We start from the raw sequence: 20,330 nt of genomic DNA on the forward strand, positions 1-20,330 counted from the left end.
ACGCAAAAGCAAGGGATGAAGACTGTTTCGATACGTGTCTAAACCGTCCAAAACAATATGAATGCGCACAAAAATGGCCGATACTCCCCTCGAAATGATGGGCGTATCGGCCATTTGATTGATGTAGTCCTGACTGATGAGTCAGTCCTTCGTTTGCTTCATCAGTTCTGTTGCTGTTTCTTCCATTGTTGCAGGGCTTGCGATTTCCCCGGCACTTCATGGCAGTGGCGGCAACGCGGCTCATACGACTCTGACGCACCGACTAAAATGATTGGATCATTGTAGTTGGCAGGTCGACCGTCGATTAAACGTTGCGTCCGTGATGCAGGGTCACCGCACGACAGGCAGATCGCCTGCAGTTTCGTGACGAACTCTGCCCGTGCGAGAAGTTCTGGCATCTTACCGAATGGTTCCGCCCGGAAGTCTTGATCGAGTCCGGCACAGATGACACGTTTTCCGTCTTGCGCGAGGGCCTCGATGACATCGACGATTTCATCATCAAAGAACTGCACTTCGTCAATCGCGACCACTTGTGTCTCTTGTGCGACTGCCGCGTACACGTCACGGCTCGTCGCCATCGGTACCGCGATGACAGAGTTGCCGACGTGAGAGACGACATGTTCTTCATGGTAACGGTCGTCGATCGCCGGTTTAAACACTTGGACCGGCAACTTCCCGTACTGTGCCCGTCGAACACGTCGAATCAATTCTTCCGACTTACCAGAGAACATACTTCCGCAAATCACTTCAATCCATCCGTACTGATTTATTACATGCATCATTGCAAAAACACCGTCCTCTAAAATTAGTCACTTTAACGAGTATAGCCCGAATCGATAATGAGAAAAAGAGTTGACTTCTCGAAATCAAAAATCCATCCGTTCATTCCCATGATTCCCCACCTTGTCGTTTTAACTAGTCCTCATTTCCTGTACACTATAGAAGAAGAATTTATGAAGGAAGGTGTCCCCGATCCATCACATATTACATGAAGTACTTCACCAATATGGTTCATTTGGACTTGCGCTTTTACTCGCAGGTGGAATCGTCGGGCTTCCCGTTCCCGATGAAACGTTACTTGTCATGTCCGGTTTTTGGATGCATCAAGGCAATTTACCCTTAATCGGAACGATTATCGCCGCTTATGCCGGCAGCTGTATCGGGATGACGATCAGTTATCTCCTTGGTCTCAAACTCGGAATGCCGCTGCTCCACCGGATTGGTCCGAAGATGCGCATTTCAGAAAAACATATCCTAACGGCAGAAGCCGGCTTTCTTCGTTATGGCAAATCGGTCCTGATTATCGGATACTACATACCTGGTCTTCGGCAGCTGTCTGCTTTTTTCGCAGGCGTCTCGAAAATGCCTTTCCGGATCTTTGCATCCTACGCGTATACCGGCGCACTGATTTGGATTAGTGTTTTTCTCGGGGCTGGTTATTTCCTCGGTCGCCACTTCTCATTCAGTCGTGTCTTTGAGCAGTTCGCTAAAAATCCCGATTTACTGCCCTATGTCATCGGCATTGCCGGCGCCATCGGCTCATCTTTTATCTTAAAAACCTATCTTTCGTATCGCGCCCAGTTCAGTCTATACAAAAACAGCCTGCTCCAGTGATGGAGACAGGCTGTTTTTTAATGGATAGGTCGCAATTACTTGCGGCCGTATTTTTTGTTGAAGCGATCGACACGACCGTCTGCAGCGTTGAACTTTTGACGACCAGTGTAGAATGGGTGCGAGTCCGAAGACACATCCACGCGGATGAGTGGGTACTCGTTTCCATCTTCCCAAGTGATTGTTTCGTTCGAAGAACGAGTAGAACCAGTTAAGAATTTGTACTCAGTAGTTGAATCCATAAATACAACTTTGTTGTAGTTTGGGTGAATTCCTTGTTTCATGGTTGATTTCTCTCCTTCCGCCCTGGTTCATTTGCTGAGCCAGAGTAAGTTACCTTCCTATACTAAACGATTTTTCATCGTCTCGCAATACCTATTTTCAAGTCGGTGTATCTGTTTTGATCGTCCGTGGTTTAGCTGCTGCCCGGCGAATCGGCTTCTTCTTTTCCTTCAACAGTTCAACGAAGAATTCTTCATTATTTTTCGTATCCTTAATCTTGCGCAAGAAACTGTCGACGAACTCGTTTGATTCATTCATCGTCCGACGAATCGTCCACAACGCATCGAGTTGATCTTTCGGTAGGAGCAACTCTTCTTTCCGTGTGCCGGATTTCCGGATATCGATCGCCGGGAAGATGCGACGCTCTGATAGTTTCCGGTCAAGATGAAGCTCCATGTTGCCGGTCCCTTTAAATTCTTCATAGATGACATCATCCATCCGCGAACCGGTCTCGACGAGTGCTGTCGCGAGAATCGTCAAACTGCCGCCATGCTCGATGTTCCGCGCTGCTCCGAAGAAACGTTTCGGTTTATGGAAGGCAGCCGGGTCAATCCCACCCGATAGCGTCCGCCCACTCTGCGGAACGGTCAGGTTATAAGCCCGTGTCAGACGTGTGATCGAGTCCATCAAGATGACGACATCTTTTTTATGCTCGACGAGACGCATCGCCCGCTCGAGGACGAGTTCTGAAATCCGGACGTGATTATCCGGTGTCTCATCAAACGTCGAACTGACGACGTCTGCTCCCGGTACGGAACGTTCGATGTCCGTCACTTCCTCCGGTCGTTCATCAATCAAAAGAATGATTAGCTCAACATCCGGATGGTTGACTTGAATCGAATTCGCAATCTCTTTTAACAAGGACGTCTTCCCTGCCTTCGGTGGTGCGACAATCAATCCGCGTTGACCAAATCCGACTGGCGCAATCATGTCCATGACACGAACCGACAGATGACGCGGTTCTGTTTCAAGACGCATTAAACGATCGGGATAGATCGGTGTCAGTGCAGGGAAGAATAAACGGTTTCGTGCCGTGTCCGGTGCTTCCCCATTCACTGCTTCAACGCTCAATAAACCTTGGAAACGTTCATTTTCCTTCGGTGGCCGGACTTTTCCCGTGACGACATCTCCATTACGAAGATTAAAACGACGAATTTGTGAAGCGGCGATGTAGATATCTTCAGAGGATTGTGAGTAGTTGATGGGACGAAGGAAGCCGAAACCACCATCGTTTTGCATCTGTGGATTGCCGGGGATGACTTCAAGCACCCCTTCGAGGAAGTAGAGACCGGTTGATTCTGCTTGTGCTTTTAAAATCTTGAACATTAACTCACGCTTCCGCGCTTCCCGGTATTGCGGAACATTTTTTGCTTTCGCAATTTCATATAGATCCTTCAATGTCAGGTTACCGAGTTGGGCAAGTGTATAGGAACGTTCTGGTTTATCGGTTTTTTCAGTTGGCATATGCATTCACCTATTCTTTATAAATTCAACAGCAAAGTTCTGTAACGTATTTAATGATAAAGCAAAAAAATCTTTTGTGAATTAAAGGTATCACATATCTACCACTTTCGTCGTGATTTAGCGAATGGAAATTTCTTCTTTGTAATATTCCACGATATTATTGCAGTTATATTACAAAAAAGCGGTATTTTGTAGCGGAACTGAAAAAACGTTTTCACACGACCGCATGCTAAGATATTCCTGCAGAGAAAAACTTACAAAGTCGTAAGGATGACTGCCTAAACAAACACTTAATGATTTCATTATATAACTCGGTCACATAAATTTTAATTAAAATGGAGGAATTCACATATGAAACGTTTTCTAGCATCGGTCGCGACAGCAGCATTAGTGGTTTCAGGTTTTGCGTCAGTGGGAACAGGTAAAGTTGAAGCAGCTACGGTCACTAAAGTCAAAATCACAGATAACGGATTACGCGTTCGCTCAGGTGCCTCTACAAAATCTTCAATCGTCGGTAAAGTTAACGCAGGTCAAACATTCCTTTATAAAGGAAAATCAGGTAGCTGGACTAAAATTTCTTACGGTGGAAAAACACGTTATGTGTACACGAAGTATACAAAAACATACAAGAAAAAAACATCAACTTCAACAGCTAAGAAAACAACGACTTCTTCTTCAAAGCGTACAAAGATCTTAAGCGAAGCAGCAAAACATAAAGGTACGCCTTACGTCTGGGGCGGTACAACAACACGCGGTTTTGATTGCTCTGGTTTCACAAGCTACGTTTATAAGAAAGCAGCTGGAAAAACACTTCCACGCTCGTCTTCTTCACAATACTCTTCATCTAAGAAAGTCAGCGTCTCAAGCGTTCAACCGGGAGATCTCGTCTTCTTCTCACACGGTAGCGGCATCCAACACGTCGGTATCGCGACAAGTAAGACAAGCATGGTCAACTCGGAAACAGGCGGCGTTAAATACTCTAGCTTCAAATCAGGATACTGGGGTTCACGTCTCGTCGGAGCCGGTTCTTACCTTTAATCCAAACACGATTGACCAAGCGGTTGAGCATCGGCTCAATCGCTTTTTTGTTTGTTCTACGCTATCGTCTAGTTAATACCCTTTTTTAATCAATTCAATCCACAAAACAGGAGCGTGATCCTATGAACGTATTGATTACAGGAGCCTCGGCAGGCATCGGTCGCGAGCTCGCCCGGTTACATGGCATGCAAGGAGACCATCTGTTGCTCGTTGGACGCAATGCCACAAAACTGTTCGAGACGAAATATCTCGTCGAACAAGAAGGAGGAACGGCTGATGTCTTTCCATACGACATCGGACAGCCCGTCCACATCGAAGCCTTACTTCGGGCGACACAACACCAGTCGGTCGATATCCTAATCAATAATGCGGGATTCGGATTGTTCGGCGAGTTTCTCGAGACCGATCTCGACCGCGAACTCAACATGATTGATGTCAACATCCGGACCCTGACTCATCTGACGAAAACTTATGCACAGCGTATGCGGGACCAAGGTATACAAGGTCGGATTGTACAAGTCGCTTCGACGGCAGCGTTTCAGGCCGGTCCTTTCTTAGCCGTCTATTATGCAACAAAAGCCTACGTCTTAAGTTTTTCAGAAGCTTTGACGGAAGAACTCGCGCCTTACGGCATTCAAGTGACGGCGGTTTGTCCCGGTGCGACCCATACCGATTTCGAAGCGACGGCCGGCCTGTCTGCTTCCCGTTTGTTTAAACGCCCCGGCATCATGGATGCGCCAACCGTCGCCAAGCTATCCTTCGATGGATACATGCAAGGCAAGACGCTCGTGATTCCTGGTGCAAGCAATGCCTTCTATGTTTTCCTGACGCGGCTCTTACCACGTCAAACACTCACGAAGATGAGCGCTTCTGTCCAAGCCCCGTTGAAATAATAGTATAATATTGGTAATGCATATCGAGGAATTTCGATTGCAACTAAGTGACGATGTTTATGAAACCAAGAATCAAAATTTAGCGAAGGTACATTGAAGGGAGAGAATGGTTTTGAATAAATACTATATGGCTGCCATCGTAGCTATCGTCTTATCGGCTGTATTATTATTTTCGAGTGCATACGAGACAAAAGTAGGCGCAGTAATGCTTGCTATTTGCGTAGGTGCATTGGTAAAATTTACTGCGGATGGCGTGTTGTCCGCTGCTAAAAAATAAGTCTTAAAGTATCAGTTCGTGCTTCCCTGTCACGTTTCGTTGACTCCTGCGGGAAAAAGTGCGTTTTTAATGCGACTTGCCAGAGTCAGGCAAGACCCTGCTCGTTATCTGTTAGGATCAAGCTTGCGCCTCCACCGAGAAAAGCAAAGAAAGACGCTCTTATCTCCCGATATCACGTTGTCTACACGCCAAAAAGCGACCTTCCCGAAACGAATCGGAAAGGTCGCTTTTTTTGTCCTGTGCCTTGTATTACTTGATAACGAGCTTCGGTTTCTTTTTGAACGAGTGATGTCCTTCGACGAAACGAACGGTTCCTGATTTTGCGCGCATGACGACAGAGTGCGTTTGTCCACCTTGTCCGGAGAACTGAACACCTTTCATCAGCTCACTGTCCGTTACGCCCGTTGCAGCAAAGATACAGTCATCTCCTGAAACAAGATCGTCCATCATGAGAATTTTTGACGGATCTTCAATCCCCATCTTTTTACAGCGTGCGACTTCCGCCTCGTCTGCCGGAAGCAGACGGCCTTGGAGTTCACCGCCGAGACACTTGAGTGCAACGGCTGCGAGTACGCCTTCCGGTGCCCCACCTGAACCGAGCAGTAAATCAATCCCTGTATGCGGGAATGCGGTATTGATTGCCGCTGCGACATCCCCGTCACCAATCAAGCGAATCCGTGCTCCCGTTGCCCGAATCCGTTGAATGACTTCTTCATGACGTTCACGATCAAGAATCGAGACGACGACGTCTTCGATGTCTTTATTTTTAGCTTTCGCGACAGCGGCGATGTTTTCTTCAATCGTCGCATCTAAGCTGACGTGACCTGCTGCTTCCGGACCGACAGCAATTTTATCCATATACATGTCCGGTGCATGGAGCAAATCGCCGGCATCTGCAACAGCAAGTACGGCAAGCGCACCCCATGTTCCTTTTGCGACGATGTTCGTTCCTTCAAGCGGGTCGACGGCAACATCGAGTCGTGGGCCATATCCATTTCCAAGCTTTTCTCCAATGTAGAGCATCGGTGCTTCATCCATCTCACCTTCGCCAATGACGACCGTTCCCTTCATCGGGATCGTATCGAAGACATCACGCATTGCGCTCGTCGCCGCGTCATCTGCCTCATTCTTCAAACCTTTCCCCATCCAGCGGGCAGAGGCGAGTGCCGCTGCCTCCGTTACGCGTACAAGTTCCATTGATAGACTTCTTTCCATGTGTATGTCCCCTCTCTTTTGCTAAAAATCGGTCAGACCGTTTCTCGCCATACGAGGGCCCCGAGCCCTTTTAACTTTTCATCGAACCGTTCATAACTTTGATCGATGAGTTCAGCATGATGCAACAACGTTTCGCCTGAAGCGAGCATTCCACTTAGAACGAGTGCTGCCGCGCCACGCGGATCTTTCGCCTCGAGTTCTGTCCCAAACAACGTTTCACCACCGCGGATGATGATGGAAGCAGCATCCTCATGCGTAATCCGTGCACTCAGGCGACGCATTTCTTGGACGTGACGGAAACGTTGAGGGTACAGCTTATCAACGACGATGCTCGCACCCTTCGCTTGCAGAAGCGCCGCTGAGATGATTGGTTGCATGTCACTCGGAAACCCACCGTAATGGAAAACCCTGATATCGACCGGTTTCATTTCCCCGATTGAAGCCGTTACTGCATCGTCTGCGACTTCAACCTTCGCACCGAACCGTTCGAGCTTTTGAATGATGCTTTCCAGATGTAACGGAATGACGTTGTCGACCGTGACGCGTCCAAGGACGGCGCCCATCGTCAGAAACGTTCCCGCCTCCATCCGGTCAGGAATCAGTGTATGACGACAGCCTTGAAGCGATTTAATCCCTTTGATGCGAATTTCATCGGTCCCTGCACCTTTGACACTCGCTCCCATGTTCGTAAGCATCGTACTGACATCGATCACTTCCGGATCACAGGCGGCATTTTCAATCACTGTCGTTCCTTCAGCCATGACGGCGACGAGTAACGCACTGATTGTCGCACCGAAGGAAGGTAAATCAAGATAGATGCGGTTACCCTTTAACTCTTCGACACGCATGTAGTAAACACCTTGTTCGTTCCGCATCGAAACACCGAGACGCTCGAGTGCTTTAATATGCAAATCAATCGGTCGAGGACCGATGGCATAGCCACCGGGTAGACCGACGACCCCCTGTTTAAATCGCGCTGCAAGAATGCTCATGAGGTAGATTGATCCACGTAATTTCCGTGTCTCCGCTCCCGTCAAAGGCATTGGTTCGACTTGACTCGGGTCAATCGTCACCATATCGCCTTGACGTGTCACGACGGCTCCAAGCGTCTCCATGATTTGGATCATCGTCGTAACGTCGCCAATGTCCGGCACACCCTCAAGTACGACTTGCTGATCCGTCAAGAGTGCGGCCGCGAGGCATGGAATCGCACTTTGTTTCGAACCGCTGATCAAGACCGTTCCTTCAAGGCGTTGTTGCCCTACGATATGCAAAATGTCCACTATCCATCAACCTTTCTTCACCATCTATTATTGCTGGGCTTTTTCCCAGTCCGCGAGAAACTTCTCGATTCCTTGAGTCGTCAATGGGTGGTGTGTCAACGACTCAATGACGTTGAACGGAATCGTCGCGATATCTGCACCTGCAAGTGCTGCATTCGTGACATGAATCGGATTACGAATCGATGCTGCAATGATTTGTGTCGGAATATCATGGACAACGAAGATTTGTGCAATCGTTTCGACGAGTCCCATTCCATCTTGCCCGATGTCATCGAGACGTCCGAGGAACGGCGAAACGTATGTCGCTCCAGCACGTGCTGCGAGAAGTGCCTGGTTCGGATTGAAAATCAATGTCACGTTCGTCGTAATTTTTTCTTTTGACAATGCTGCAACTGCTTCAAGACCAGCAGGTGTCATCGGAACCTTTACCGTAATGTTCGGTGCGATTTGTGCGAGTTCCTTCCCTTCACGAATCATTCCTTCTGCATCGAGTGCGATGACTTCCGCACTGACGGATACATCCCCGACGATTTCACAAATCTCACGGAGACGTGTATGGAAGTCGACGCCTTCTTTCGCGACGAGTGATGGATTTGTCGTAACCCCATCTAAAATCCCCATTTTATGTGCTTTTTTAATATCCTCTACGTTCGCTGTGTCGATAAAAAATCTCATTTTAATCTTTCCCCTTTCATCCCTTAAAGTATTCCCTTGAAATCGCTTACTGTTCCATTATAAATTTTTTTCGCCCGAAGTCCTAACGTTTTCCAAAAACAGTTTGCTTTCTAGATGAAAAAAAATGCGATAGACCGGAGTCTACCGCATTTTAGAAGGATAAAAATTATGCTTTGTTGCTTGAACCAAACTCACGCATCTTACCGATGACTGTTTGTTTGATTGCTTCGCGACCTGGTGCGATGAATACGCGTGGGTCATATGCTTCTGGTTTCTCAGCCAATACTTCACGAACGACTTTCGCGAATGAGATTTGGTTCTCTGTGTTGACGTTGATTTTAGAAGTACCGAGCGAAATCGCTTTTTCGATATCGTGCGTCGGGATTCCAGTACCACCGTGAAGAACAAGTGGAAGGTCTGTCGCGTTACGGATTTCTTCCATTTCAGCGAAACCGAGGTTTGGTTCACCTTTGTAAGGACCGTGTACAGAACCGAGTGCTGGAGCGAGCGTGTCGATGCCTGTTTCTTTAACGATGCGAACGCACTCGTCGAGTTTCGCGTACATAACGTCACCGATGACGTCGTCTTCTTGTCCACCGACAGTTCCAACTTCTGCTTCAACAGAAACACCTTTAGCGTGTGCATACTCAACAACTGCTTTAGTTGTTTCGATGTTTGTGTCGATTGGGCTGTGTGAATCATCGATCATTACAGATGTAAATCCAGCGTCGATCGCTTCTTTACATTTTTCAATGCTTGAACCGTGGTCGAGGTGAATCGCAACAGGAACTGTTACTTTCATGTCGTGAACGAGACCTTCTACCATTTTAACAACCGTGTAGAATCCGCCCATGTGACGTGCTGCACCTTCAGATACACCAAGGATAACTGGTGACTGCTCTTCTTGAGCCGCACCGAGAATCGCTTGTGTCCACTCGAGGTTGTTGATGTTGAATTGACCTACTGCATACTTACCTTCGAGAGCTTTGTTTAACATGTCTGTCATAGATACTAATGGCATAATGACATCCTCCTCTGTTTTGATCGCTGCTTACACGGAATCGTGTAATTTCAGACTGATTATAACATACTGATTCGCTTGAACGTACAGCATTTCGCTCTGTTTTTAGGTTTGTGACGACGACGTGAAGGATTAACCGCTTACATCGCTCGAAATCTGCACAGTCACTTCTTTTTTCAGTTCAAAGATATCAAACGGCTTTCCGAAGAAGGCGACGACGCCGAGTCTTTTCGCTTCTTCCATCGCTTCTTTTTCACTGAGCGCCGTCATTAAAATCGTCCGGACCGGACGTCCGATTTGGTCTTGATGACGCAACACTTCAATTCCCGTTTTGCCAGGCATGTTGACGTCCATCAACAGCAGATCGTAATCCGCTTCGCGTAATCGTTCGATCGTCTCGATTCCATCGACCGCTAAATCCGTGATGTACCCTTGCGCCTTGAATAACTGTGCCAATAAATTCCGAATGCCCGGCTCATCTTCTGCGATGAGTAGTCTCCCTTTCATCATTCACACTCCCCCTCTAGTTATTTCCATTCTACATTAAAGTAAAACTTGCTATATACTGTCTGTGATAGAAATTTAGAGAGGATGTTCACCCATGATGAAAATTTTAGCGACTCAATTCAATGGAAAACTGCAAAGTCTCGTCAAACAAGAGGATGAATTGTTCGATGTCGTCCGTTTGCTGGCTCAAGCGCTCGTCGGAGAGGGTACCGTTTATGTTGATGCTTACGGCGAATTCGAAGGCCTTTATCCGATGTTGTCCGAAGGTCCGGACCAAATGAAACGTGTCTCAAAGATTAAAAATCATAAAACACTCCATGCCGTCGACCGGATTCTCATATTTACACCGGATACGGAACGCCCCGACTTCCAAGCATCACTCGCCCGCTATGACTCATGGCATACACCATATGCGATTGTCACGCTTGGAGATGTAACGGAGACGCTCGAGCGCTCCATCGCACCACTCGCCTTAAAATTCAATAAAGGGTTACTCCCGGCTGAAGACGGCTCGCGTCACGGGTTGCCAAGTCTTGCCCTCGGAGCTTTCTTGCTGACACACATCTTGACGCAACTGCAAGAGATGACGGAAGAGTGGGATTGACGCTTTTCTTCTATAGTAATATGAATTGGATTTGATAGGTGATTGTTAAGATTCAAAGGGTACATCTTATACCATCCAAAATAATCTCTACACGCCAAAACCCCCTGTTTCCGCTTGGAGACAGGGGGTTGATTTGCTTGTCCTACTTCTTATTCTCCAAGTGACGCTCGGATGAAGTCATGGAAGAGTGCTTGCGGACGTTCTGGACGTGAAATCAATTCTGGGTGGAACTGACACGCGACGAACCATTTGTGTTCTGGAATCTCGATGATTTCAACGAGACGGCCGTCCGGACTCGTACCCGAGAAAATCATGCCGTTCGCTTCGAACTGCTCACGGAACTCGTTCCCGAACTCATAACGGTGACGGTGACGTTCGTAGACAAGCTCGCTCGAATACGCCGCACGTGCTTTTGAACCTTCTTCAAGCTTACACGGGTAAAGACCGAGACGCAGCGTTCCACCGAGATCTTCGATGTCCTTTTGTTCAGGGAGCAAGTCGATGATCGGATATGGTGTCGACGGGTCGATTTCAGCCGAGTGTGCGCCTTCGAGGTTCAAGACGTTACGTGCGAATTCGACTGTTGCAAGCTGCATGCCGAGGCAAATACCGAAGAACGGAACGTTGTTTTCACGCGCGAAACGCGTCGCTTCGATTTTACCTTCGATGCCGCGTTCTCCGAATCCGCCTGGAACGAGAATCCCATCTGCTGAACCAAGTAATTCGGCGACGTTTTCACGCGTCACGTCTTCTGCATTGATCCAGTCGATGTCGATGTCACTATTGAAGGCGAAACCGGCGTGTTTGAGCGATTCCGCAACTGAAATATACGCGTCACGGAGCTCAACGTATTTTCCGACAAGTGCAATCTTCGTTTTCTTCTCAAGATGCGTCACCGTATGGACGAGTTGCTTCCACGCTGTCATGTCAGCTGACGGTGTATCGAACTTGAAGTAATCGCAAACGAGTTGATCCATGCCTTGACGTTGCAAGTTGAGCGGTACTTCGTATAATGTCGATGCATCTTGTGCTTCGATGACGGCTTCCGGACGTGTATCACAGAAGAGTGCGATTTTATCTTTCATTTCTTGCGGGACCGCATGCTCTGAACGAAGCACGATGATATCCGGCTGAATTCCGTAGCTGCGGAGTTCTTTGACACTGTGTTGTGTCGGTTTCGTTTTCAATTCACCTGCTGCTGCAAGATACGGGACGAGCGTACAGTGAACATACATGACGTTTTCTTTTCCGATATCGTTCTTGACTTGGCGAATGGCTTCGATGAACGGAAGCGACTCGATATCCCCTACTGTTCCACCAATCTCCGTGATGACGACATCTGCGCCTGTCTCTTTACCGGCACGGAAGACACGATCCTTGATTTCATTCGTGATGTGCGGAATGACCTGAACCGTTCCACCGTTGTAATCACCGCGACGCTCTTTTTTGAGAACTGTCGAATAGATGCGACCGGATGTCACGTTTGCGTTTTGGCTCAAGTTGATGTCGATGAAACGCTCGTAGTGACCTAAATCAAGATCGGTCTCAGCGCCATCATCCGTTACGAATACTTCACCGTGTTGATATGGGCTCATCGTACCTGGATCGATGTTGATGTATGGGTCAAATTTTTGAATCGTGACGTTCAGACCACGGTTTTTGAGCAACCGTGCGAGTGAAGCAGCCGTGATTCCTTTTCCAAGCGAAGATACTACCCCACCGGTTACGAAAATATACTTTGTCATGAATAAAATGCTCCCTTCTCAAGTCCAAAAATCTAGCAGAGGTCTAATAAAATAAAAAAAGCAAAAGTGCCCCCATTTGCAGGAGACACTTTTGCTGAAATTAAGCACGTTGCTTAAAGAAGCCCATGACTAACTTACGTCATTCCGAAAACTTCGTCAAGCAGATTTTTAACAAATAAAAATCTTTCGTCCTTAGTCAGCCGTCAATGAAAAAACTACGATTTCTTACTCGAAATCGCAGCTGTACGGTTGTTTATACTTCTTCTTCGTCGTCCTCGAAGTCTTCGAGATCGTCTTCTTCTAAATCATCTTCAAGATCGTCGATTGCTGCAACTTTCTTGAAAGAATCGTCTTCCGTGTCGTCAGCTGAATCATAGTCCGCTGTCTTCGCGAATGTATCGAGGTCATCTTCGATCGTCTCGAATTCATCTTCTTCTGCGTCATAGTTGAACTCTTCTTCGAACTCGTCGAGTTCACCACGTTGACGTGCTTCGATGACGAGATCCTCGTCTGATTTATCAAACGGATACCAAGCACGGAGTGACCAACGGTTTGCTCCGACGTTAACGAAGTTTCCGTCGATATTCATGTCTGTATAGAGTTGAGCAAGTTTCTCGAACTTGTCTTCTTCACCTGTAAACGAATGATACTTTTCAATTTCTTTCGTGATGTCATCGAAAGTGATTGGCTGTTCGCCAGCTTCTTGAAGCATTTCATTGACGAATTCAATCAGTGAAAGTTCAGTAATTTTTTCTTTACTCAAACGGCTGAGGCTCATTGTGACGGCCACTTCCTTTCATTTGCGTTCAATCCATTACTTCTCATTATACGCAAAATGGCTTTTAAAAATCCAGTCTCTATTCGAAAAAAGATTAATTTGCTTCATTTTTGTGTTTCTGTCCTCACTAAAAAAGGAATAATGCAGGGAGAAGAAGGAGGAATTGACGATGGAGATGACAGTTGAACGAGTGAACGATTTTGACAGCTATAATTGGTTGCCTTTACTTGCGAAAAGCTCGCAGGAAGGATTTCAATTTATTGAGTACATGTTACGAAATCGTCGCGATGAAACCTTTCAAGAGACCGGTGAGGCGCTATTCATCGTTCTTTCGCCGATGGGGCAACCTATCGCCTGTGGTGGTTATACGAAACAACCGCACGAAGCTTCGACCGGCCGGATTCGCCACGTCTACGTTTTACCTGAAGCACGGTCCAAAGGAGTCGGAACGAGCTTACTCGAGAAAATGATTCGGGAAGCTTTCTTAAGTTACGACCGGCTCGTACTCTTCTCTGATGCCGCAGATGGTTTTTATCGGCGCCTCGGATTCGTACCTGCATCCGGTGAGAAAGTCACCCACGCCCTCGATAAGTCTTCCTTTGTCAATCTATGAACGGATGAATTGACATATCGCGAATTTCCGATTAAATTAGGGACATGATAACTCAAGTCGATTTATTTAAGGCCTTATCGAACGAAGTGCGGCTCGATATCCTGCGTTGGCTCAAGGATCCGCAAACTCATTTCGGTAAACCGACTGCCCACTTGTCCGCGAACTCTTCAGAAAAAGGAGGCGTCTGTGTCGGAGATATCCAGGAGAAAGCAAATCTTTCTCAATCCACGGTATCTCAATATTTAGCGATGCTCCAAAAAGTAGGTCTTCTCGAATCGGAGCGTCATGGTAAGTGGACGTATTATCGACGAAATGAGGAAAAGATTCAAGAACTAGCAGAGTACTTCAAAGGAGAACTATAAACGTTCTCCGCACCTCATATATCGACATTTTTCGATATATAGATTTATAAATGGAAATGAGTGACTTGTTTTGAAATTGATTTATTACGTATTCGCCCTACTTGCCGGAATCGCGCTCAGCATCGAGGGGGCCATCTATGGCGAACTCGGAAATAGCATCGGCAAGCTCGAAAGCAGTTTCTACAACTTTTTCGCCGGTACGATCATCATCGGCTTAATCATGTTGTTTTTCGGAAAAGGTTCCCTCGCCTACACGTTCAAAGCACCGAAATGGACGTTACTCGGCGGTCTGCTCGGAAGTATTTACTTAACGATTTTGATCATCAGTATCCCTCTCGTCGGGGTTGGACTCGCGATGATCAGCGTCATCATCGGTCAAATGATCGCCAGCATGGTCATCGAGCATAAAGGATGGCTTGGAAGCCGGCGCTTCGCCATCAACAAAGATAAACTCATCGCGTCCGGTCTGATGATCGTCGCCTTGTTCTTAATTTTCTAAGGAGGTCTCATTCGTGAATATATTATTACTTAGTGCCACATTACTCGGAGGCGTCTTACTCAGTGCGCAATCATCGATCAATGGCGTCTTCGGTCAAAAAGCCGGGGCACTCGAAAGTACGTTTTTGACCTTCTTTACGGGGATGCTTTTTTTAGCACTTGCCGTTCTCTTTTTCGGTCAAGGCGATGTCTTACTTCTACTTGATGCTCCGCGTTGGCAGCTCAGTGCGGTGTTGTTTGGTGTCAGCTACCTGTTCTTAACGATTTTAGCGGTCCCAAAAATCGGGGTCACGGCTGCGAGTATCGCAACAGTCGTCGGTCAATTGTCCGCCGGTATGGTCATCGATCATTTCGGAGCATTCGGCGGTGTCGAAGTTACGTTCGATTTGAAACGTTTTATCGGTCTCCTGTTCATGTTGGCCGCCCTATTCTTCATCTACCGTGGAAATAAACGACGGGTCGAGGCAACAGATGCCGACTCAATCGCGTCTTAAGTAGACGATTTAACAAAAACCCGATCACTTCCGCTGCTGCATCGCGAAAGTGATCGGGTTTTTTACGCCATCGACTGCTGTTGTTTTAAGAAGGTCAACGCATCGACCGCTAATTGATGATCGGCCTCTTGCGACAATCCGGACACGGTCAGTGTACCGATGATCCCGACGCCTGCGACCTGAATCGGAAACGATCCCCCCGCATCCGCATAATCGGCTGGCGCAACGGCGTACATCGTATGGTAGGACCGTTGTTTCAGTTCATTGTAGACACGCATGTAGAGCGAGCTGTGCCCATGACGGGTGACGACGTTTGATTTCCGGCGAATCCATTCTTCTTGATCGGGAGCCGTTCCTTCGAGTGCCGCGTAATAAAGACGTTGTCCATTGCGTTTGATTTCGACGGCAACCGCTAACTCTTCGCGCAGTGCCCGCTCAATGACGTATTGTCCGGCAGCAATCGCCTCTTGATTCGTCAAACTCGTCAAGACGAGCTGTTGTTCTTGTTCGAGTAAAGTTTCGATGTTCATCTGTCCCACTCCTTCCGACGGATCGTCCGTCCGTCTTCACTACTTTTGCGGACGGCTTCAATCAGCTTCATCGTCTTCAAAGCATCATGCAAGTCGACCGGCAGTCGTCCTGTCGCTAACCCGTCCGCTAGGTCGCGGTAATAGCCGAGGTAGTTTCCGGATAGCGTTTCCAGCCGTTCTGCTGCCTGTTCTGCCAGCTGCAGATGACCAAAGTCCTCCGGGTCGTCCTCACCTAATGTCCCGTCCGCTTCCCGTCCTGAAGCAAGTCGCGCTTCCTGCGGGTCCATCCCGTATTTCACATAGCTTCCCCGCGTACCGTGCAACTCAAAACGTGGTGTCGGTCCTTGGACGAACGATGTCGAGCGAAGAATCACCCGGCGTTTGCCATAGTGCAGCGTGATATGGAAGCCGTCATCCGTCTCTGCCCCGTCACGTTGCATCAAGACGTCACCCGTCAATTTGTCCGGTTCACCGAACAAGGCAAGCGCTTGATCAATCAAATGGGAACCGAGATCAAACAAGATGCCGGAACCCGCTCCCTGCTTCTCCCGCCAGCGGTCACGGACGACCGGACGGTAACGGTCAAAACGTGACTCAAGAAGTTGCCAATCACCGATTTCATTGGCTTCTATCAATTGCTCGACCGTCAGGAAGTCACCGTCATAGCGACGGTTGTGATACACGGCGACATGCACCCGATGTTGTTCGGCAAGTGCCAGTAGCGCCTCCCCTTCCTCAATCGTAACAACGGCCGGTTTTTCGAGTAAGACATGTTTGTTTGCTTCGATTGCTTGTTTCGCCATCTCGAAATGAAGACCTGTCGGTGTCGTGATGACGACGAGCTCTGTCGCTTGATCGTGCAAGGCTTCGTCGAGCGTCGCAACGACACGCGCTTCCGGAAAGACACGGTGGGCTTTTTCCGCGTCACGTGAGACGACTTGTCGCACATGGAATTCGGGTAACGCATCGAGTAACGGGGCATGGAACGTCACGGCTGAAAAGCCGAATCCGACAATCGTGGTTTGAATCGGTGTCATGTCAATTCCTCCTTCGCCACTTCAATCGTGACGTCTGCTTGATGTAGTCGTTCTTCCCAATCCGCAGATGGGCGCTCGTTCGTAATCAGGACATCGAGTTGTTCTAAGCTACAGACTTTATGGAAAAAACGTTTGTCGAACTTCGTCCGATCGGCTAAGACAATCACTTCTGCCCCGCTCCGAATCATCGCCTTTTTGACGATCGCTTCTTCTAAATTTTCTGCGAACACCCCTTCACTTGTCAGTCCACACGCTCCGAGGAACACGCGGTCGACTTGATAATGCAGGATGTCATCCGCTGTTTTGATACCAACGAGACTCTTCGCATGCGGATCGAACTTGCCACCCGTGACATACAAGTCGACGTTTGCCCGTTCGCCGATCTGCTCCGCGATTTCGAGTGAATTGGTGATGACCTGTAAGGAATAGAACGGAATATACGCCGTCATCTTCGCGACCGTCGTCGCCGCATCGAGTACAATCCGGTCATCCTGCTTGATTCGCATCGAAGCCCGTTTTGCAATCCGTTCCTTCTCTGGTTGCTCCGTCCGTTGATCGTACTTCAAGGTGCGCTTCGCCCCCGCACGAACAAGCCCGTTTTTGATGCGAATGATATCGCCTTCACTTTCCAGTTGAATGATGTCACGCCGTGCTGTATCCCGCGAAATTTGATACGTTTCGACCAGTTGATCGAGCGTCAGCTCCGGCGTCGTCTTAATCCATTCACGCATCTTTTGTAATCGTTCTGCTTGACCCATAAAGCACCTCCCCTATATTCAATCCTTCCCTTTATTTTAATTTTTTTCATTAAAAATTGCAATTTTAATGCAAATAAAACGTATCCGGATTCGGGTAAAGGAAACTAACGCCACATTAGATAAGGAGGGACGACGATATGAAATCCATGTTAATTACGGGTGCCTCGTCAGGAATCGGATTAGCGACAGCTCGTCGCTTTGCTGAAGCCGGATGGACGGTTTACGCGGGGGTACGCGAACGAACGGAAACACTTGAAGACTTTAGTTCCACTCACCTTCGCTTCATTACACTTGATGTCACGGATACGAAAAGTTTGAAAGCAGCTTCTCACCAAATCGAACAAGAGGTCGGTCATCTCGATGTCTTGTTTTGTAATGCCGGCCAAGGCTTACTGCGGGCAATCGGGCAGGCGACGAGTTATGAGATCAACCAACTGTTTGAGACGAACGTCTTTGGCGTGATGCGAACGATTGAACAGTGTCTGCCCCTGTTAAAAGCGGCACCGCACGGGAGTCACTTGCTCGCGACTTCAAGTACGAGCGGACTCGTCGGACAACCACTCAATGAAATTTATTGTGCGAGCAAATTTGCCGTCGAAGGTTTACTCGAAAGCCTCGCGACCTATTACAAACCGTTCTTTTCAATTGATGTGACACTGATTGAGCCCGGTGCCGTCGAGACGAACTTCACGGCAAACGTTCTTGACCAGCTCGAGCAGTCAGGCGGCTTGCATGAGGATGATTTTAAACCAATCGTCGAAAATTATTTACGTCTGTACCGGAAACACCATGCGACGCGCCAAGCATCGCGTGAAATCGCTGAGTTGGTTTATGCCCTCGTCCACATGAAAGAACCAAAACCGCTGCGCGTCCGCACGACACCGGTCGACGAGGCTTTCGTCGCGCATAAGACATCTGCCGATCCGTCTGGATTAATCGGTATCACGAAGACACGTCAATTGACATTAAATCTTGAATGATTTCCCTCTTGTAAAAAAAACGCCGTCATCCTCTCGTCAGACGTCCTATACTGAGACTATATACCTACAGCTTAGAAAGGGCGGTCTTGTCATGACGACATTATTTTTGTTTACCGCAGTTTATCTACTACCCACGTTCATCATGTTTTATATGTCCGTCGACATTTTTTTACGCAACCCGAAACGAGCGGAACACCGCCTGTTAAGTTTGTTCACATTTGCTTACGGGATGATGTTCTTAGGCGAATTTTTCCGAAATTCTTCGCCGATCGAAATGAGTCCGGCTTTCGTGACGTACTGGTTCGGGAATGCCGGATTACTTGTATTTAGTACGTCTCTTCACTTTATCTTTCGTGTCTCAAATCTTCGAAAAAAAATCCCTCGTTTTTTGTATCCCGGGATTTTTTACGCACCGATGCTCATCGTCCTCGTCACTTATCTCTTTCAAACGAACGTCATCAACAGCCAACGTTTTGAACAAGTCGGTCTGTTCATCTACCCAGAATTCAATTCATCTTATTTAATTACGATCACCGTCGGAAACGTTTTTCACACCTTGGTCTTCACGTTACTTGTTTATACACGCAAACAATTAAACGATGCGCGGCGGGGGATTATCACCTTACTGATTTTCGCTGCTTCGCTCACACTCATCTGGAACATTTTGTTCGGTTACTTTTCGTTTTACGGCAAGATCCCACCGTATGCGTATATGTATGGTGGACTCTTTTGGGCGGCTGCCATCACGATGTCAATGCGTCGATTTGATTTCTTGGCTTCTTATCAAACACGCTTCGCGACACTCTACAACTTGAACCCGTCAGCCATCGTTCTTCTAGACCGCAGTGGCGTCATCGAAAGTGCTAATCCGGCCGCCTATCAACTGCTCGAAGAAACGGAACTCGTCGGACAGTCGTTCCTTGATTACTTGCCGCAAAACAAGCGAACGGACTGGCTCGAACATTACACGCACCACTTTGACTCTTCTAATCAATTCATCGAATACGAAACGAAAGTCGCGACGATTCAAAAACAGGAACGGTATGTCGTCATGGATGGGGATTTCGTTTTCATCGAACAAGAACTGCATGGGATGTTGCTCATTCGTGATATTCAAGCTTCGAAAGAGGCGGAACAAGCGATTCGTTTCTTCGCCTATAACGACCCCTTGACGAAGATTCCGAACCGGCGCAGTTTTTACGAAACAGCCGCGGCGGAACTTTTACAACACGCGAGTTGCTCGATTGTCGTCGTCGATCTCGATGGATTCAAAGCGATCAACGATACGTTTGGTCACCAAATCGGTGATGAATATTTAATTCACATCGCACAGTTGCTAGAAGAACATGTCGCAGAAATCGGATTTGCGGCACGTGTCGGAGGCGATGAATTTTTCTTATTGCTCTATGACCAGACACCAGAACAGCTGCACCACTTCGCGACGTCCTTGCTCGAGCGGTTCCAAGTCAATCCTTTCACGCTAGCTGAAGAATTAATCGACATCCGAACGAGTATCGGGATCAGTTTCTCACCTGACCATGGGATCAACCTTGATACATTGATTCACCATGCAGACCAGGCGATGTATGACGTCAAAAACAACGGTAAAAATGATTACCGGATTCATGATACGATGGACAAAACATTGCGTCAGCATTAAGGAGA

The 20,330-nt window shown here is 47.7% G+C and carries 24 protein-coding genes; 11 read left to right on the plus strand and 13 right to left on the minus strand.

What is annotated here, in order from left to right:
• Window positions 1-161: 161 nt before the first annotated feature.
• Window positions 162-779 (minus strand): thymidine kinase, encoded by a 618-nt coding sequence (locus AC0VYQ_RS13800; protein WP_034801409.1) that lies wholly within the window; start codon window positions 777-779, stop codon window positions 162-164.
• A 184-nt stretch (window positions 780-963) separates the two neighbouring features.
• Between AC0VYQ_RS13800 and AC0VYQ_RS13805 the strand changes: the two genes are divergently transcribed.
• A complete protein-coding gene (locus AC0VYQ_RS13805) occupies window positions 964-1,614 on the plus strand; it encodes a DedA family protein (protein WP_029331792.1) in 651 nt (216 codons plus the stop codon).
• 35 nt (window positions 1,615-1,649) lie between these two features.
• Here the strand turns inward: AC0VYQ_RS13805 and AC0VYQ_RS13810 are convergent, their stop codons facing one another.
• Window positions 1,650-1,895, minus strand: a complete 246-nt coding sequence (locus AC0VYQ_RS13810; RefSeq protein ID WP_012371588.1) for a type B 50S ribosomal protein L31 — start codon at window positions 1,893-1,895, stop codon at window positions 1,650-1,652.
• A gap of 97 nt (window positions 1,896-1,992) precedes the next feature.
• The gene (gene rho / locus AC0VYQ_RS13815) at window positions 1,993-3,357 is read right to left on the minus strand and encodes a transcription termination factor Rho (protein ID WP_029331794.1); all 1,365 of its coding nucleotides are present in this window, start codon (window positions 3,355-3,357) and stop codon (window positions 1,993-1,995) included.
• Window positions 3,358-3,708: 351 nt separating this feature from the next.
• Here rho and AC0VYQ_RS13820 point away from each other — a divergent pair, with 351 nt between their 5' ends.
• From AC0VYQ_RS13820 to AC0VYQ_RS13830, 3 genes are all read left to right on the plus strand, one after another.
• Window positions 3,709-4,395 carry a C40 family peptidase gene (locus AC0VYQ_RS13820; protein WP_475403820.1) on the plus strand — a complete coding sequence of 229 codons (687 nt, stop codon included), beginning with the start codon at window positions 3,709-3,711 and terminating at the stop codon, window positions 4,393-4,395.
• A 122-nt stretch (window positions 4,396-4,517) separates the two neighbouring features.
• Window positions 4,518-5,288, plus strand: a complete 771-nt coding sequence (locus AC0VYQ_RS13825; RefSeq protein ID WP_475403821.1) for an SDR family NAD(P)-dependent oxidoreductase — start codon at window positions 4,518-4,520, stop codon at window positions 5,286-5,288.
• Between the two features lie 112 nt (window positions 5,289-5,400).
• The gene (locus tag AC0VYQ_RS13830) at window positions 5,401-5,565 is read left to right on the plus strand and encodes a hypothetical protein (RefSeq protein ID WP_475403822.1); all 165 of its coding nucleotides are present in this window, start codon (window positions 5,401-5,403) and stop codon (window positions 5,563-5,565) included.
• A gap of 249 nt (window positions 5,566-5,814) precedes the next feature.
• Here the strand turns inward: AC0VYQ_RS13830 and glpX are convergent, their stop codons facing one another.
• From glpX to AC0VYQ_RS13855, 5 genes are all read right to left on the minus strand, one after another.
• Window positions 5,815-6,780: a class II fructose-bisphosphatase gene (gene glpX / locus AC0VYQ_RS13835; RefSeq protein ID WP_029331797.1), complete on the minus strand. Its 966-nt coding sequence runs from the start codon at window positions 6,778-6,780 to the stop codon at window positions 5,815-5,817.
• A 32-nt stretch (window positions 6,781-6,812) separates the two neighbouring features.
• Window positions 6,813-8,063 (minus strand): UDP-N-acetylglucosamine 1-carboxyvinyltransferase, encoded by a 1,251-nt coding sequence (gene murA, locus AC0VYQ_RS13840; RefSeq protein ID WP_214893420.1) that lies wholly within the window; start codon window positions 8,061-8,063, stop codon window positions 6,813-6,815.
• Between the two features lie 27 nt (window positions 8,064-8,090).
• Window positions 8,091-8,738: a fructose-6-phosphate aldolase gene (gene fsa / locus AC0VYQ_RS13845; RefSeq protein WP_029331801.1), complete on the minus strand. Its 648-nt coding sequence runs from the start codon at window positions 8,736-8,738 to the stop codon at window positions 8,091-8,093.
• 166 nt (window positions 8,739-8,904) lie between these two features.
• Window positions 8,905-9,759, minus strand: coding sequence for a class II fructose-1,6-bisphosphate aldolase (gene fba / locus AC0VYQ_RS13850; protein ID WP_088837999.1), 855 nt, complete (start codon window positions 9,757-9,759; stop codon window positions 8,905-8,907).
• Between the two features lie 132 nt (window positions 9,760-9,891).
• Window positions 9,892-10,269 carry a response regulator gene (locus AC0VYQ_RS13855; protein ID WP_475403823.1) on the minus strand — a complete coding sequence of 126 codons (378 nt, stop codon included), beginning with the start codon at window positions 10,267-10,269 and terminating at the stop codon, window positions 9,892-9,894.
• A gap of 91 nt (window positions 10,270-10,360) precedes the next feature.
• Between AC0VYQ_RS13855 and AC0VYQ_RS13860 the strand changes: the two genes are divergently transcribed.
• Window positions 10,361-10,870, plus strand: coding sequence for a DUF2529 family protein (locus tag AC0VYQ_RS13860; protein ID WP_214893423.1), 510 nt, complete (start codon window positions 10,361-10,363; stop codon window positions 10,868-10,870).
• A gap of 149 nt (window positions 10,871-11,019) precedes the next feature.
• On the opposite strand, the gene AC0VYQ_RS13865 is transcribed toward AC0VYQ_RS13860, so the two are convergent.
• Together AC0VYQ_RS13865 and rpoE are read right to left on the minus strand one after the other, a co-directional pair.
• Window positions 11,020-12,615 (minus strand): CTP synthase, encoded by a 1,596-nt coding sequence (locus AC0VYQ_RS13865; RefSeq protein ID WP_029331814.1) that lies wholly within the window; start codon window positions 12,613-12,615, stop codon window positions 11,020-11,022.
• A 253-nt stretch (window positions 12,616-12,868) separates the two neighbouring features.
• The gene (gene rpoE / locus AC0VYQ_RS13870) at window positions 12,869-13,393 is read right to left on the minus strand and encodes a DNA-directed RNA polymerase subunit delta (protein WP_029331815.1); all 525 of its coding nucleotides are present in this window, start codon (window positions 13,391-13,393) and stop codon (window positions 12,869-12,871) included.
• 169 nt (window positions 13,394-13,562) lie between these two features.
• On the opposite strand from rpoE, the gene AC0VYQ_RS13875 reads away from it, so the two are divergent.
• The 4 genes from AC0VYQ_RS13875 (at window position 13,563) to AC0VYQ_RS13890 (ending at window position 15,360) form a co-directional block, all read left to right on the plus strand.
• Window positions 13,563-14,006 (plus strand): GNAT family N-acetyltransferase, encoded by a 444-nt coding sequence (locus tag AC0VYQ_RS13875; protein WP_475403824.1) that lies wholly within the window; start codon window positions 13,563-13,565, stop codon window positions 14,004-14,006.
• Window positions 14,007-14,050: 44 nt separating this feature from the next.
• A complete protein-coding gene (locus tag AC0VYQ_RS13880) occupies window positions 14,051-14,368 on the plus strand; it encodes an ArsR/SmtB family transcription factor (protein ID WP_214850855.1) in 318 nt (105 codons plus the stop codon).
• A 70-nt stretch (window positions 14,369-14,438) separates the two neighbouring features.
• On the plus strand, window positions 14,439-14,867 hold the full coding sequence (locus AC0VYQ_RS13885) for a DMT family transporter (RefSeq protein ID WP_159173293.1): 429 nt from the start codon (window positions 14,439-14,441) through the stop codon (window positions 14,865-14,867).
• A gap of 13 nt (window positions 14,868-14,880) precedes the next feature.
• On the plus strand, window positions 14,881-15,360 hold the full coding sequence (locus AC0VYQ_RS13890; RefSeq protein WP_159173292.1) for a DMT family transporter: 480 nt from the start codon (window positions 14,881-14,883) through the stop codon (window positions 15,358-15,360).
• A 62-nt stretch (window positions 15,361-15,422) separates the two neighbouring features.
• On the opposite strand, the gene AC0VYQ_RS13895 is transcribed toward AC0VYQ_RS13890, so the two are convergent.
• Genes AC0VYQ_RS13895 through AC0VYQ_RS13905 form a run of 3 tightly spaced genes read right to left on the minus strand, consistent with a single transcriptional unit; the run spans window position 15,423 to window position 17,685 of the window.
• The gene (locus AC0VYQ_RS13895) at window positions 15,423-15,890 is read right to left on the minus strand and encodes a heme-degrading domain-containing protein (RefSeq protein ID WP_475403825.1); all 468 of its coding nucleotides are present in this window, start codon (window positions 15,888-15,890) and stop codon (window positions 15,423-15,425) included.
• A complete protein-coding gene (locus tag AC0VYQ_RS13900; RefSeq protein ID WP_475403826.1) occupies window positions 15,887-16,927 on the minus strand; it encodes a Gfo/Idh/MocA family oxidoreductase in 1,041 nt (346 codons plus the stop codon). Before AC0VYQ_RS13900 ends, AC0VYQ_RS13895 begins: the two co-directional genes overlap by 4 nt.
• Window positions 16,924-17,685, minus strand: a complete 762-nt coding sequence (locus AC0VYQ_RS13905; RefSeq protein WP_088838008.1) for a DeoR/GlpR family DNA-binding transcription regulator — start codon at window positions 17,683-17,685, stop codon at window positions 16,924-16,926. The genes AC0VYQ_RS13900 and AC0VYQ_RS13905 overlap by 4 nt, the downstream gene beginning before the upstream one ends.
• A 137-nt stretch (window positions 17,686-17,822) precedes the next feature.
• On the opposite strand from AC0VYQ_RS13905, the gene AC0VYQ_RS13910 reads away from it, so the two are divergent.
• Both AC0VYQ_RS13910 and AC0VYQ_RS13915 read left to right on the plus strand, forming a co-directional pair.
• Window positions 17,823-18,665 carry an SDR family NAD(P)-dependent oxidoreductase gene (locus tag AC0VYQ_RS13910; protein ID WP_475403827.1) on the plus strand — a complete coding sequence of 281 codons (843 nt, stop codon included), beginning with the start codon at window positions 17,823-17,825 and terminating at the stop codon, window positions 18,663-18,665.
• Between the two features lie 91 nt (window positions 18,666-18,756).
• Entirely contained in the window at window positions 18,757-20,325 is a 1,569-nt protein-coding gene (locus AC0VYQ_RS13915) for a GGDEF domain-containing protein (RefSeq protein ID WP_475403828.1), read from the plus strand.
• Window positions 20,326-20,330 lie beyond the last annotated feature (5 nt).

This window comes from Exiguobacterium sp. QJM3NY_9 (genome assembly GCF_056173545.1).